Annotated in this window: 16 protein-coding genes and 2 tRNA genes; 4 read left to right on the top strand and 14 right to left on the bottom strand. The window is 64.1% G+C overall.

Features of this window, described 5'->3' with window-relative positions; all coding sequences use genetic code 11:
• Window positions 1–13: 13 nt before the first annotated feature.
• The 3 genes from IPF36_RS18965 to IPF36_RS18975 form a co-directional block, all read right to left on the bottom strand.
• Window positions 14–385 (bottom strand): hypothetical protein, encoded by a 372-nt coding sequence (locus IPF36_RS18965; protein ID WP_133097436.1) that lies wholly within the window; start codon window positions 383–385, stop codon window positions 14–16.
• 101 nt (window positions 386–486) lie between these two features.
• Window positions 487–675, bottom strand: coding sequence for a hypothetical protein (locus IPF36_RS18970; RefSeq protein WP_133097437.1), 189 nt, complete (start codon window positions 673–675; stop codon window positions 487–489).
• A 45-nt stretch (window positions 676–720) separates the two neighbouring features.
• Entirely contained in the window at window positions 721–1,110 is a 390-nt protein-coding gene (locus IPF36_RS18975) for a hypothetical protein (RefSeq protein WP_133097438.1), read from the bottom strand.
• Between the two features lie 229 nt (window positions 1,111–1,339).
• Here IPF36_RS18975 and IPF36_RS18980 point away from each other — a divergent pair, with 229 nt between their 5' ends.
• The 4 genes from IPF36_RS18980 to IPF36_RS18995 all read left to right on the top strand — a co-directional run bounded on the left by IPF36_RS18980 (window position 1,340) and on the right by IPF36_RS18995 (window position 2,882).
• Complete coding sequence (locus IPF36_RS18980) at window positions 1,340–1,615, top strand: hypothetical protein (RefSeq protein ID WP_240745948.1); 276 nt, start codon at window positions 1,340–1,342, stop codon at window positions 1,613–1,615.
• A gap of 38 nt (window positions 1,616–1,653) precedes the next feature.
• Complete coding sequence (locus tag IPF36_RS18985) at window positions 1,654–2,160, top strand: cupin domain-containing protein (RefSeq protein WP_135704992.1); 507 nt, start codon at window positions 1,654–1,656, stop codon at window positions 2,158–2,160.
• 185 nt (window positions 2,161–2,345) lie between these two features.
• Window positions 2,346–2,594: a hypothetical protein gene (locus IPF36_RS18990; RefSeq protein ID WP_133097440.1), complete on the top strand. Its 249-nt coding sequence runs from the start codon at window positions 2,346–2,348 to the stop codon at window positions 2,592–2,594.
• Between the two features lie 3 nt (window positions 2,595–2,597).
• Complete coding sequence (locus tag IPF36_RS18995) at window positions 2,598–2,882, top strand: hypothetical protein (protein WP_133097441.1); 285 nt, start codon at window positions 2,598–2,600, stop codon at window positions 2,880–2,882.
• Window positions 2,883–3,088: 206 nt separating this feature from the next.
• Here IPF36_RS18995 and IPF36_RS19000 read toward each other — a convergent pair whose 3' ends face one another.
• The 11 genes from IPF36_RS19000 to IPF36_RS19050 form a co-directional block, all read right to left on the bottom strand.
• Complete coding sequence (locus tag IPF36_RS19000; RefSeq protein WP_240745947.1) at window positions 3,089–3,370, bottom strand: hypothetical protein; 282 nt, start codon at window positions 3,368–3,370, stop codon at window positions 3,089–3,091.
• Between the two features lie 207 nt (window positions 3,371–3,577).
• A tRNA-Pro gene (locus tag IPF36_RS19005) sits at window positions 3,578–3,654 on the bottom strand.
• Window positions 3,655–3,710: 56 nt separating this feature from the next.
• The gene (locus IPF36_RS19010) at window positions 3,711–4,133 is read right to left on the bottom strand and encodes a MerR family transcriptional regulator (RefSeq protein ID WP_133097442.1); all 423 of its coding nucleotides are present in this window, start codon (window positions 4,131–4,133) and stop codon (window positions 3,711–3,713) included.
• 132 nt (window positions 4,134–4,265) lie between these two features.
• Window positions 4,266–4,676 (bottom strand): integration host factor subunit alpha, encoded by a 411-nt coding sequence (locus tag IPF36_RS19015; protein WP_063238522.1) that lies wholly within the window; start codon window positions 4,674–4,676, stop codon window positions 4,266–4,268.
• Between the two features lie 89 nt (window positions 4,677–4,765).
• Window positions 4,766–7,213 (bottom strand): phenylalanine--tRNA ligase subunit beta, encoded by a 2,448-nt coding sequence (gene pheT, locus IPF36_RS19020; RefSeq protein WP_195429550.1) that lies wholly within the window; start codon window positions 7,211–7,213, stop codon window positions 4,766–4,768.
• A gap of 70 nt (window positions 7,214–7,283) precedes the next feature.
• On the bottom strand, window positions 7,284–8,315 hold the full coding sequence (pheS, locus tag IPF36_RS19025) for a phenylalanine--tRNA ligase subunit alpha (protein WP_029047729.1): 1,032 nt from the start codon (window positions 8,313–8,315) through the stop codon (window positions 7,284–7,286).
• A gap of 250 nt (window positions 8,316–8,565) precedes the next feature.
• Complete coding sequence (gene rplT / locus IPF36_RS19030; RefSeq protein WP_008650487.1) at window positions 8,566–8,922, bottom strand: 50S ribosomal protein L20; 357 nt, start codon at window positions 8,920–8,922, stop codon at window positions 8,566–8,568.
• Between the two features lie 28 nt (window positions 8,923–8,950).
• Window positions 8,951–9,148, bottom strand: a complete 198-nt coding sequence (gene rpmI / locus IPF36_RS19035) for a 50S ribosomal protein L35 (protein ID WP_006575466.1) — start codon at window positions 9,146–9,148, stop codon at window positions 8,951–8,953.
• Window positions 9,149–9,314: 166 nt separating this feature from the next.
• Complete coding sequence (infC, locus tag IPF36_RS19040; protein WP_081479471.1) at window positions 9,315–9,836, bottom strand: translation initiation factor IF-3; 522 nt, start codon at window positions 9,834–9,836, stop codon at window positions 9,315–9,317.
• Between the two features lie 47 nt (window positions 9,837–9,883).
• Window positions 9,884–11,791, bottom strand: coding sequence for a threonine--tRNA ligase (thrS, locus tag IPF36_RS19045; protein ID WP_135704990.1), 1,908 nt, complete (start codon window positions 11,789–11,791; stop codon window positions 9,884–9,886).
• 367 nt (window positions 11,792–12,158) lie between these two features.
• A tRNA-Val gene (locus IPF36_RS19050) sits at window positions 12,159–12,235 on the bottom strand.
• Window positions 12,236–12,251 lie beyond the last annotated feature (16 nt).

Below are 12,251 nucleotides of genomic sequence, written 5' to 3' on the forward strand. Positions count from 1 at the left end.
GGGCGAGGCGCGCTTATTCGTCCGCGCTGCCTTCGTCGCCGCTGTCGTCATCGCCGTCGAGGTCGGTGTCGAGACCGTCATCGTCCCGGCGGGCGCGCAGCTCCAGCCCGAGCAGCACCAGCAGCTCGAAGGCATCTGACAACAGGTGCTTCTGCCGGGGCAGCAGGCTGGCGTAAGGCATGTCGTAGATCGACTGGTGCGCGGCGCGCTGCCCCTTCAGGCCGCGGTCGCGCGCAATATCCGACAGCAGTGCGGCAAACCCGGACAGGTCCTGCGCCGCCAGCGCCGAATTCAATACCTTGGCGATGACTTCCGGGGAAGCGTTCGCCCAGCCCATGCGTTCAGCATTGGAAGCGGAATCTTGAGGGAAGTCGGCAAAGTCCATTTTGTGTTTAACGGTCTCGCCCAATGGAGCTTAAGTCGGCAGCCATGTGAATTTGACCCCACATGCGTGGGGTTCTGCACAGGCTCGCCGCGCCGATACAGCTAGCGCGCTGCCGGCTTCGCGGCTACCTGCCGATAGACCGTGGTGCCGTCACGCGCGGTGCGGGCTTCGACATAGTTGCGGGCGCCGCATTGCGGGCAGCGGAATACCGGCCCCTGCCCTTCGTTGCGGATCTGCACCTCGTCCGGCTCCCAGCGCGCGCCGCAAGCCTGGTTCCCACAAACAAACATGAACTCTCCTGAAAATTGAAAATTAAGGGCCCAATAGCGGCCCGCTCAACCATTGCGTTGCACCCACTGCCGCGCCCATGAAATCGCCGCGGCGCGGGCATCCTCCGGCGTGGCGTGCGTGGTCGGCGGCGCGCCGCCTTCCAGCACGACGGCGCCGGACTCCCAAATATCGCACAACGCCTTGAAACGTCCCGGCCCCAGCGCGTGGCAGAACACGTGGATGACAAAGCCGCGATACTCGACCACGTCGGTCGCGTCATCGGTCAGCGCGCGATCGGCGGTGGCATTGGATGGCACCACCGGCGCGTCCACACGCGGCTCCGGCCTGCCTCGCGCCGGACTTGCCCGCAGCAACGCCGCGCAGGCACCGCCCAGCGCCGCACCGATGGCCACGCCCAGGCCAAACCAGCAAGCCCTGCTTTTACACTGCGCCATCGGCATTCCCTGTCAGCGGCCTCCTGCCGGTCATCCTGTCACCCGCGCAAGACCGCCGGCAGCGTGCGCGGTATTGCTTTCAGAAGGTTATACCAATCCGGAAGAAGGCCATTGGCGGCGCGCGGTGCGCTGAAATAAGAATTCGGAACGTGACCAGACCGCGGCCGGCGACTATACTGTATATTCATACAGTAATCAGCAGGCGTCCTGCATCTGGCCGCGCTGCCGCATGGTCCTTGCCATAATGCCCCTGTACCAGTCCGATTCCATCCTGCTCGAGGCCTTTTATTTCGGCGACGATGCCGAATCCCTGCGCCTGCCCTGCGGCAGCGTCAGCATTGACGCCGGCGCCATCATCGTCCACGGCATCGAGCCCAACCTGCTGTGGTCGCTGCGCTGGACGCCCGATTTTCTCTCGTTCGAAGCGCACGGCACGCATCACCGCTATCCGGTCAGCCGCCCTGCGCTGGTCGGCCCCGCGCAGGCACGCTTCGCCCTGCTTTAAGCTATCGCTTCCGCCCGCCATGCCCTGCCGACACCGACATGCCAGACCGCAGCCTTGCCGCCAACGAACTGATCCGCACGCTTGAACTAAAGCCGCACCCGGAAGGCGGCTTCTACCGCGAAACCTACCGCAGCGAAAAACGCGTCGTGTGCGCCGACCAGCGTACGCGCGAAGCCAGCACCGCGATCTACTACATGCTGTGCGGCAACGACTTTTCCGCATGGCACCGCATCTGTTCCGACGAGTTGTGGCATTTCCACGCCGGGTCGCCGGTAGACGTGCACAGCATCGCCGACGGCGGCATCGTCACGCAGCGTCTCGGCGATCCGTTGCGCCACGACGGTGCGTCATTCCAGGCGATGGTGCCCGCGGGCCGATGGTTCGCCGCGGAACGCGTGGACCTTGGCGACGGCGTCGACTTTGCGCTGGTCGGTTGCACCGTGGCGCCGGCCTTCCAGTTCAGCGAGTTCGAACTGGCCGATGCAGCCGCGCTTGCGGGCCTGGCAAGCGGGCACGACGCCCTGCTGCGCCGGCTCTCGCGATAGCGCGCGGCAAAAAAACAGCCCACCGCGGCGGGCTGCGGGCGGGCCGTCAGCACTGCGGCGCCAGTCTACGCCGTCACCGCGCGCGCCCATCGGCAAAGAACCCGGGTAGCCCACCGCTTTTTCCTCCGACAGTCCGCACAGAGCGCTATACTGTATATCCATACAGTACTTCTTCTGTGCGCCCTATGTCACCCGAACCCGCCAACTGCCCCGTCTGCGGCGCCGCTGCCGAGCGCCTGCGTGCCGCGCCGCGCAGCTACCGCTACACCTGCCCCAGCTGCGGCATTTTCCAGATCAGCTCACGCGCGCTGACCTGCCGCCCCGGCCTGCCGGCCTCGGCGCGCGAGGATATCCGCCGGCTGCGCGCCTACGGCCACCTGCCGCTGCTGGACCTGACCCGGGACGGCGTCAGCATCAGTCCTGGCAGGCCCTGACCGATGGGCAACAACAAGCGCGCGTCCCGCTGCCACGTGCCGGCAGCGGCACCCGACAGCTACCCCGTCCCCGGGGCCAACGGCATCCTGGGCCGCATCCCCGGCCACTACATTGCCGCCGCGCTGGGTACGCTTGGCCCCGCCACGCGCGACGGTCCCGCCCACCGCGAAGTGCTGCTCGAAGCCGGCCATGCCGGCACCGTGCGGCTGTTTATCGAAAGGAAGCAGGCACGCCATGGCCGGTACACGCATTACTACTGGTCCGCATACCGCGCCGAGCCCGAGTGAGCAAGCGAATCGGAAGGCGGCACCGGCGGGCGCCAGCGGTTTGCGTCGCAAGAAGACGCGATCCGTCCTCCGTCGTAATCAGGACTAAAAACGGGACTAAAAACAGGACTAAAGCAGGAAGGACGCCATCGTCCGGTCATGCCATGGCCGCAGCCAGAACATTCACTACACGCGTAATGCGGAAACGGTTGCGGCGAAGGTCGCGTTCATGAACGCTTGCATTCAACCTTCTCTTCATACTCTCCGTCCTCATCCCATTTACGCTCGATCAGGCACGGACCGTCGCGATACTTTTCCTTGTGCTCATAGCCGCGCGGACCGCCCTTGCACTTGCGCTCTTCCTTGTATTCGCCATCCCGCTTGACCTCGCGCTCGATCTTGCAGGGGCCGCTGCGGAATTTCTCCTTGTACTCGCCGCCGGCATGGGAAACCGGTGAGCCAATCAGGCAGGAGAAGATGACGATAGGGGTAAGGTGTATGCGTGCCATGGGAACGACCTGCGCAGGGGATGACCGAGCATAACAACAGCCGCTGCCAGCGGCTGTATCAAAGCGTTACGCCTCGTCACATCCGTGCGCCCCGATGCGGACGCATGGCAATGCGATGCAAGCCATGGCAAACGAAATCGGATCATTGCAGGCGATGACTCGCAAAGAAAAAACCCGCTTGGCTTTCACCAAGCGGGTTTCTTGTTCTGGTCGGGGCGAGAGGATTTGAACCTCCGACCACCTGCACCCCATGCAGGTACGCTACCAGGCTGCGCTACGCCCCGAAAGAAGAAGATTATATCAGAAGCATTTCCCGTATGACTAGCTCCGGAAGCACAAATTATCCGGGCTTCGCGATCTCGCGCAGCTGCGCGAGCAGGTGCTGCACCTCGACCAGTTCGTTGCGCAGACCGGCTACATCGATCGACAAGGCTGCCGGGCTTTCCTCGCGGCGTTCGTCAGCGGGTTCCGCCGCGGCGGCAGTGTGATGACGGCCTTCGTCGAGCCGGTTGCGCGCGCCGTTGATGGTGAAGCCTTGCTCGTACAGCAGCTCGCGGATGCGCCGGATCAGCAGCACCTCATGGTGCTGGTAGTAGCGGCGGTTGCCGCGGCGCTTGACCGGCTTGAGCTGCGTGAACTCCTGCTCCCAGTAGCGCAGGACATGCGGCTTGACGGCGCAAAGCTCGCTCACCTCACCGATGGTGAAGTAGCGCTTGGCCGGGATCGGCGGCAACGCGATGCGTTCGCTGGATTTGTCCGACATGCAGTGTGTAGACGAGCGTCAGGCCATGCCGGCCATGAGGTTGGCGCGCAGGGTTTTGCGCGCCCAGAAGGATACCGATGCAGGCCTGCGGAGGCAATCCGCCTTTCGGGTGATGCGTGACGTGGCGAAGCGTCAGCCGGCGATGTCCGCGCGCTCTTCCACCAGGCCCTTGAGCTTCTGGCTGGCGTGGAACGTCACGACCCGGCGCGCGGTGATCGGAATCACTTCACCGGTCTTGGGATTGCGGCCGGGACGCTGCGGCTTGTCACGCAACTGGAAATTGCCGAAGCCGGACAGCTTGACGCTGTCGCCCTGCTCCAGCGCTTCGCGGATGACGTCGAAGAAAGCTTCGACCATGTCCTTCGATTCGCGCTTGTTCAGGCCGACCTGGTCGAACAGCATCTCGGCAAGTTCGGCCTTGGTCAGCGTGGGAACTTCGGGCGCGCGGGTATCCGGCGTCGCGTCGTCAAGGGTGGAAGCCTGCCGGTCGCTCATGTCACCCAGTGCTGCAGCGGTCATGGAATTCGCGTCTCGATCATTCATGTCGATCGCTCTAGTGTCTGTCTGGCGATCCGCCCGGGGCAAGGCCCGGGCGCCCTTGTTTATCGTAAGCCGTCGCTAGTAGCGTCAGTCTAGCCACGCAGCCGGGCCTGGAAGGCCTCTGTCAGCGCGTCGACCATGGAGCGCACTGCGCTGTCGACGGTTTCGTCCTGGAGGGTCGACCCAGTATCTTGCAAGGTCACCCGGAACGCAAGGCTTTTCTCGTCCGCGCCGATGGCGGCCGAAGCGGCCTTGGGACGGAACTCGTCGAACAGCGCGAGGCTCTGGCAGAAGCGGCCATAGCCCTGCTTTTCCAGCGCCGCGCGCATGGTGTCGAGCATGTCCTGCACGCGTACCGATTGCTTCACCACCACGGCCAGGTCGCGCACGGCGGCCGGGAACTTGGAGATTTCGGTGTACGTGGGCAGGCCGGTCTCGCGCAGTGCGTCGAGCTCCAGTTCGAACAGCACCGGCGCGTGCTGCAGCTCGTATTCCTGCAACCAGCGCGGATGCAGTTCACCGACCACGCCAACCGGCTTGCCATCGACCAGCACGCGCGCGGCGCGGCCGGGATGCAGCGCCGGGTGCGACACCGGCTCGAAGCGCGGCACGCGCGGATGGAACAGTGCCTCGACATCGCCCTTGACGTCGAAGAAGTCGACGTTGCGCGTGGCGATGCCCCACTGCTCTTCAAACGCCGGGCCGTAGGCGATGCCCGCGGCCATCATCGGCTGGTGGTAGCCGGCCACCGTCAGGCCGCCGTCCTGCACGTTCTCGTCGCGATGGAACACACGGCCCACCTCGAACATGCGCACGCGCGCGGCCTTGCGGTTCAGGTTGTAGCGCACCTTGTCGACCAGGCCGCCGACCAGCGACGAACGCATCACGGCCAGCTGGCTGGCGATCGGGTTGAGCAGGCGGATCGGCTTGTCGTTGGCGGCGAAGTCGCGTTCCCATTTCTCTTCGACGAAGGCGAAGTTGATGACTTCCTGGTAGTCGCGCGCAGCCAGCGCGTGGCGCACCACATGCGTCGAGCGGCGGGCTTCGTTGGTCGGGCGCATTTCGCTTTCGGCGATCGGCGGACGCGCCGGGATGCGCTCGAAGCCGTAGATACGCGCGACTTCCTCGATCAGGTCCTCCTCGATCTCGACGTCGAAGCGGTAGCTCGGCGGCGTGACCTCGAACACGTCGCCTTCGGCGCCTTGCACGCGCGTGAACGGCAGCTGCAGGCGCTGGAACACGTCGGCGATGGCGGCCGGCGACAGCTCGATGCCGAGCACGCGCTCGGCGCGCGCCACGCGCAGGCTGACCGGCTTGCGCACGGGCAGGTTGACCACGTGGTCGTCCACCGGGCCGGCCTGGCCGCCGCAGATCTCGAGGATCAGCGCGGTGATGCGCTCGATATGCTCGACCGTGGTGGCGTAGTCCACGCCGCGCTCGAAGCGATGGCCGGCGTCGGTCGAGAAGTTGTAGCGGCGGCTGCGGCCCTGGATCGCGGCCGGCCACCAGAATGCGGCTTCGAGGTAGATGTCGGTGGTGTCCAGCGTGACGGCGGTGCTGTCGCCGCCCATGATGCCGGCCAGGCTCTCGATCTCCTTCTCGTCGGCGATCACGCCGACCTGTTCGTCGACCTCGATGGTGTTGCCGTTCAGCAGCTTGATCTGCTCGCCCTTGCGGCCCCAGCGCACGTCCAGGCCACCGTGGATCTTGTGCAGGTCGAACACGTGCGACGGACGGCCCAGCTCCAGCATCACGTAGTTCGAGATATCGACCAGCGCGGACACGCTGCGCTGGCCCGAGCGCTCCAGGCGCTGCACCATCCACAGCGGCGTGACGGCACGCGCATTGACGCCGCGGATGACGCGGCCGGAGAAACGGCCGCACAGGTCGGGCGCCGACACCTTTACCGGCAGCTTGTCCTGGATCGTCACCGGCACCGGCTTCATGTCGGGCAGGTTCAGCGCGGCACCGGTCAGCGCCGACACTTCGCGCGCGACGCCGTGGATCGACAGGCAGTCCGCCTTGTTGGGCGTCAGCTTGATGACGAAGACCTGGTCATCCAGGTCCAGGTACTCGCGGATGTTCTGGCCGACTGGCGCGTCTTCCGGCAGCACCAGCAGGCCGCCGTGCTCCTCGGACAGCTTCAGTTCGCGCGCCGAGCACAGCATGCCGTAGCTCTCCACGCCACGCAGCTTGCCGACCTTGATCTCGAACGGCTGGCCGCCGTCCTCTGCCGGCGGCAGCACCGCGCCGACCAGTGCGCACGGCACCTTGATGCCGGGCTTGACGTTGGGCGCACCGCAGACGATCTGCAGGGTCTCGCCGGTGCCGGCATCGACCTGGCACACGTTGAGGCGGTCGGCATTGGGATGGCGCTCGGTCGACAGCACGTGCGCGACCACCACCTTGTCGAACGGCGGCGCGACCGGGCCCACCTCTTCCACTTCCAGCCCGGCCATAGTCAGGCTGTGCGACAGCGCGTCGGTGGAGATCTTTTCAGGGTTGGCGAAGGTGCGAAGCCAGGATTCCGAGAATTGCATGGCGCTTCTGATCCGGTAAGTATTCTGTGTAGTCGGTGACGAGTGATGCGGCGGCTGAATCAGTCCCGCGTCAAGCGAACTGGCGCAGGAAGCGCACGTCGCCCTCGAAGAACAGGCGCAGGTCGTTGATGCCGTAGCGCAGCATGGTCAGGCGCTCGAGGCCGGAGCCGAACGCGAAACCGATATAGCGCTCGGGATCGAGGCCCATGTTGCGCAGCACGTTCGGGTGCACCTGGCCCGAACCGGATATTTCCAGCCATTTCCCATTGCCAAAGGCCATGTCGATTTCCGCCGACGGCTCGGTGAACGGGAAGTACGACGGGCGGAAGCGCACCTGGATGTCATCGCGCTCGAAGAACTTGCGCAGGAAATCGGTGTACACGCCCTTCAGGTCGGCAAAGCTGACGTCCTCGCCGATCCACAAGCCTTCGACCTGGTTGAACATCGGCGAGTGCGTGGCATCGCTGTCGACGCGGTAGGTACGGCCCGGGCAGATCACCTTGATCGGCGGCATCGCCTTGCCCGCGTACTTCTCCACGTGCATCTTGGCGTAGCGCACCTGCATCGGGCTGGTGTGCGTGCGCAGCAGCAGGAGCTTGTCGTCGCTGTCGCGGCCATCGACGTAGAAGGTGTCCTGCATCGAACGCGCCGGATGGTTGTCCGGGTTGTTCAGCGCGGTGAAGTTCATCCAGTCGGTTTCGATCTCGGGGCCGTCGGCCACGTCGAAGCCGATCGAGCCGAAGATCTGCTCGACACGCTCCCACGTGCGCATCACCGGATGCAGGCTGCCGCGGGCGACCGCGCGGCCCGGCAGCGTGACGTCGATGGCTTCGGCGGCCAGGCGCGCGTTCATCAGCGCGTCGGCCAGCGCCTGGCGTCGCGCCTGCAGCGCGGCTTCCACCTGCTGCTTGACCTGGTTGATGCGCGCGCCCTCGCTCTTGCGGGTCTCCGGGTCGAGCTTGCCGAGGCCCTTGAGCAGTTCGGTCAGCGCGCCGGTCTTGCCCAGGAAGCGGGCCTTTTCGTTTTCCAGCGTGGCGTTGTCATTGGCGGCGGCGAAAGCGGCCTGGGCGTCAGCGACGATTTGGTCCAGATCCTGAGACATGGCGGCGGTCGTGGAGTGTTCTGACGTCGGCGGAACAATGTCAAAAAACAAAGCCGGCGCGACGTGGGTTGGCACTGCGTGCGGTATGCGTTTCCGGATGCCGTCTCGATAACAAACGCAAGACGGCATCCGGAACTGCAAATAAAAACGGGGCTCGGTGAGGAGCCCCGTTTCAGCGGACCTTGCGGTCGGCGGTCGACCTTGCGGTCGGTGCTTGCCCGGCGGCGCTTACGCGCCGCCGCAGCCGGCATCAGGCAACGGTGGCTTTCACCTGGTTGACGATGGCGGCAAAGGCAGGCTTGTCGTGAATAGCCATGTCCGACAGCACCTTGCGGTCCAGTTCAATCGAGGCCTTCTTCAGACCGTTCATGAACACGCTGTAGGTCATGCCATGCTCACGCGTCGCGGCATTGATACGCGCAATCCACAGGGCGCGGAACACGCGCTTCTTGTTGCGGCGATCGCGGTACGCGTACTGGCCAGCACGCATGACCGCCTGCTTGGCGATGCGATAGACATTATTGCGACGGCCGCGGTAACCCTTGGCAGCGTCGATGACTTTCTTGTGACGGGCCCGTGCAGTGACCCCACGCTTTACTCGAGGCATGTAATTCTCCTTTCGTTATCGTCAGGGGTTATGCGTAAGGCATCATCGCGCGCACCGACTTCAGGTTCGTCTCATGGACGTCCTGAGTACCGCGCAGTTGACGCTTGTTCTTGGTGGTCTTCTTGGTCAGGATGTGACGCTTGAAGGCCTGGCCACGCTTGAACGAACCGTTCGGACGGGCAGTAAAGCGCTTGGAAGCGCTTTTCTTCGTCTTCATCTTCGGCATGAAAAACTCCAGCTCATATGACATGCATGCAGGTGGCCGGCTCACGCCGACGCTTGCAAGACCCGCATCCACTTGTTGTTGCACGACGCCCTTGCGGGCGCGCGCGACTTCCGCACGAAGCAACGCCGGAATGCGCTGGCATCCCGGCCGCTGCACCGCGCAAGAATTACTTCTTCTTCTTGGGGGCGAGCACCATCACCATCTGGCGCCCTTCCATCTTCGGCATCTGCTCGACCTGGCCGATCTCTTCCAGATCCGCCTTCAGGCGTTCGAGCATGCGCGCGCCGATTTCCTGGTGGGCCATCTCGCGACCACGGAACCGCAGCGTGATCTTGGTCTTGTCGCCATCTTCCAGGAAGCGCTTCAGGTTGCGCAGCTTGACGTTGTAGTCGCCATCATCCGTACCCGGCCGGAACTTGACTTCCTTGACCTGGATGATTTTCTGCTTCAGCTTGGCCTCGTGGGCGCGCTTGGCTTCCTCGTACTTGAACTTCCCGTAATCCATGATCCGGGCGACGGGCGGAGTCGCGTTGGGCGCGATCTCCACCAGGTCCAAGTCCTTGTCCTCAGCCAGCCGCAGAGCGTCCATGAACTTGACGATGCCGAGCTGCTCGTTATCAACCCCTACCAGGCGCAATTCAGGCGCGCTGATTTCCCGGTTGATGCGATGACCTTTGTCCGTAGCGATGTTGCGTTACCTCAAGAAGACAAAAAAACAAGCCGTGCTCACCACCCTCAGGCTTTGCTGGCGACGTCGTGTTGCAGACGCTCAACAAACGCGGAGACGGGCATCACACCCAGATCCACGTTGCCACGGGCACGCACGGCCACTTGATTGGCATCCCGTTCCTTGTCGCCCACCACTAGCAGGTAGGGAACCTTCTGAAGGGAATGCTCGCGGATTTTATACGTAATTTTCTCGTTGCGCAAATCGGCCTTGGCCCTAAACCCTTGTTTTTGCAGCAATTGCACGACGTTTTCGGCGTATTCTGCCTGCGAATCCGCAATATTCATGACCACGACCTGGTCCGGGGCCAGCCAGGCGGGCAGCGCGCCGGCATGGTTTTCCAGCAGGATGCCCAGGAAGCGCTCGAAGGAGCCCAGGATCGCACGATGCAGCATGACCGGGCGCTTACGCGAGTTGTCCTCGGAGACGTACTCGGCACCCAGGCGCTCCGGCAGCACCAGGTCGAGCTGCAACGTGCCGCATTGCCACGAGCGGCCGATTGCGTCCTTGATGTGGTACTCGACCTTCGGGCCATAGAATGCGCCCTCGCCCGGCAGCTCCTCCCATTCCACGCCGCAGGCGCGCAGCGCCAGGCGCAGGCCTTCCTCGGCGTGGTCCCAGACCTCGTCCGAGCCGGCGCGCTGGTCGGGGCGCAGCGACAGCTTCACCGAAACGTTCTTGAAGCCGAAGTCGTCGTAGACCGAGAACGCCAGTTCATTGAAGGCCTTCGCTTCCGCGACGATCTGCTCTTCCGTGCAGAAGATGTGGGCATCGTCCTGCACAAAGCCGCGCACGCGCATCAGGCCATGCAGCGCGCCCGAAGGCTCGTTGCGATGGCAGGCGCCGAACTCGGCCAGGCGCAGCGGCAGGTCGCGGTACGAACGCAGGCCGTGATTGAAGATCTGCACGTGGCCCGGGCAGTTCATCGGCTTGATCGCGTAGTCGTGTTTTTCCGACTCCGTGACAAACATGTTCTCTTTGTAGTTCTGCCAGTGGCCGGACTTTTCCCAGAGCGAACGGTCCATCACCTGCGGCGTGCGCACTTCGTCATAGCCGGCGTCGCCCAGGCGGCCGCGCATGTATTGCTCGACGGCCTGCCACACCTGCCAGCCCTTCGGGTGCCAGAACACCATGCCGGGCGCCTCTTCCTGCAGGTGGAACAGGTCGAGCGTCTTGCCCAGCTTGCGGTGGTCGCGCTTCTCGGCCTCTTCCAGCATGTGCAGGTAGGCTTCCTGGTCTTCCTTCCTGGCCCAGGCCGTACCGTAGACACGCTGCAGCATCTCGTTGCTGGAGTCGCCGCGCCAGTAGGCGCCGGCCACCTTCATCAGCTTGAAGACCTTGAGCTTGCCCGTCGACGGCACGTGCGGGCCGCGGCACAGGTCGACGAAATTGCCTTCGCGGTACAGGCCGATTTCCTGGTCGGCCGGGATCGAGGCGATGATCTCTGCCTTGTACTTCTCGCCCATCGACTCGAACAGCGCCACTGCCTCATCGCGGTTCCACACCTCGCGCGTGACCTTCTCGTCCTTGCGGGAGAGTTCCGTCATCTTCTTCTCGATGGCCGCGAGGTCTTCCGGCGTGAAGGGACGCTTGTAGGCGAAGTCGTAGTAGAAGCCGTTCTCGATCACCGGCCCGATCGTAACCTGCGCTTCCGGATACAGTTCCTTGACGGCATAGGCCAGCAAGTGCGCCGTGGAGTGGCGGATGACGTCGACGCCGTCGGCGTCCTTGTCCGTGACGATGGCCAGCTGGGCGTCGTCTTCGATCTTGTAGCTCGTGTCGACCAGCTTGCCGTCCACCTTGCCGGCCAGCGCGGCCTTGGCCAGGCCGGAGCCGATGCTCTGCGCCACTTCGGCAACCGTCACCGGGCCCGGAAACTCGCGGCGGGACCCATCCGGCAGCGTGATTGCGATCATTTGGACTCTCCAGGATTCCGCCGGCGGCGCGCTGCGCATGGGCCGGGCGGATCAAACTGCATCTTGCGGGCACCGGTCCGCGGCTGCGCGACCCGGCGATTGTTCGATTGCTTTTTGCCGCACACATGGCTCCGCCGAAGCGCGCGAGAGCGGCAGCTTATCAGGCTGCTGGCAGGCGACAGGCGAAAAAAAACGCGGCCAAGGCCGCGTTTCTCTTTGTCAAACCCGTTTCAACCGGGTCGGAAGGCGCACCTCGACTACTGTCGCTTGCCAGCGGTAGTAGTTCGCGGTGTCATGAACATGATGCCTTTCCGTTCCATTTCAGGTTGAATCGGACTTGCCGCACTTCGTTGTTACTGCAATTCGTTGGTAGGCTCGATTGGACTCGAACCAACGACCCCCACCATGTCAAGGTGGTGCTCTAACCAGCTGAGCTACGAGCCTAGCGAAGACGCAAGTA

It is taken from the genome of Cupriavidus sp. IK-TO18 (genome assembly GCF_015549295.1).
In the GTDB taxonomy this organism is placed as follows: domain Bacteria; phylum Pseudomonadota; class Gammaproteobacteria; order Burkholderiales; family Burkholderiaceae; genus Cupriavidus; species Cupriavidus oxalaticus_A.

Coding starts and splice junctions, on each gene's coding strand:
- IPF36_RS18965 (WP_133097436.1), bottom strand. CDS start 385: ATGGACTTTGCCGACTTCCCTCAAGATTCCGCTTCCAATGCTGAACGC.
- IPF36_RS18970 (WP_133097437.1), bottom strand. CDS start 675: ATGTTTGTTTGTGGGAACCAGGCTTGCGGCGCGCGCTGGGAGCCGGAC.
- IPF36_RS18975 (WP_133097438.1), bottom strand. CDS start 1,110: ATGGCGCAGTGTAAAAGCAGGGCTTGCTGGTTTGGCCTGGGCGTGGCC.
- IPF36_RS18980 (WP_240745948.1), top strand. CDS start 1,340: ATGGTCCTTGCCATAATGCCCCTGTACCAGTCCGATTCCATCCTGCTC.
- IPF36_RS18985 (WP_135704992.1), top strand. CDS start 1,654: ATGCCAGACCGCAGCCTTGCCGCCAACGAACTGATCCGCACGCTTGAA.
- IPF36_RS18990 (WP_133097440.1), top strand. CDS start 2,346: ATGTCACCCGAACCCGCCAACTGCCCCGTCTGCGGCGCCGCTGCCGAG.
- IPF36_RS18995 (WP_133097441.1), top strand. CDS start 2,598: ATGGGCAACAACAAGCGCGCGTCCCGCTGCCACGTGCCGGCAGCGGCA.
- IPF36_RS19000 (WP_240745947.1), bottom strand. CDS start 3,370: ATGGCACGCATACACCTTACCCCTATCGTCATCTTCTCCTGCCTGATT.
- IPF36_RS19010 (WP_133097442.1), bottom strand. CDS start 4,133: ATGTCGGACAAATCCAGCGAACGCATCGCGTTGCCGCCGATCCCGGCC.
- IPF36_RS19015 (WP_063238522.1), bottom strand. CDS start 4,676: ATGAATGATCGAGACGCGAATTCCATGACCGCTGCAGCACTGGGTGAC.
- pheT (WP_195429550.1), bottom strand. CDS start 7,213: ATGCAATTCTCGGAATCCTGGCTTCGCACCTTCGCCAACCCTGAAAAG.
- pheS (WP_029047729.1), bottom strand. CDS start 8,315: ATGTCTCAGGATCTGGACCAAATCGTCGCTGACGCCCAGGCCGCTTTC.
- rplT (WP_008650487.1), bottom strand. CDS start 8,922: ATGCCTCGAGTAAAGCGTGGGGTCACTGCACGGGCCCGTCACAAGAAA.
- rpmI (WP_006575466.1), bottom strand. CDS start 9,148: ATGCCGAAGATGAAGACGAAGAAAAGCGCTTCCAAGCGCTTTACTGCC.
- thrS (WP_135704990.1), bottom strand. CDS start 11,791: ATGATCGCAATCACGCTGCCGGATGGGTCCCGCCGCGAGTTTCCGGGC.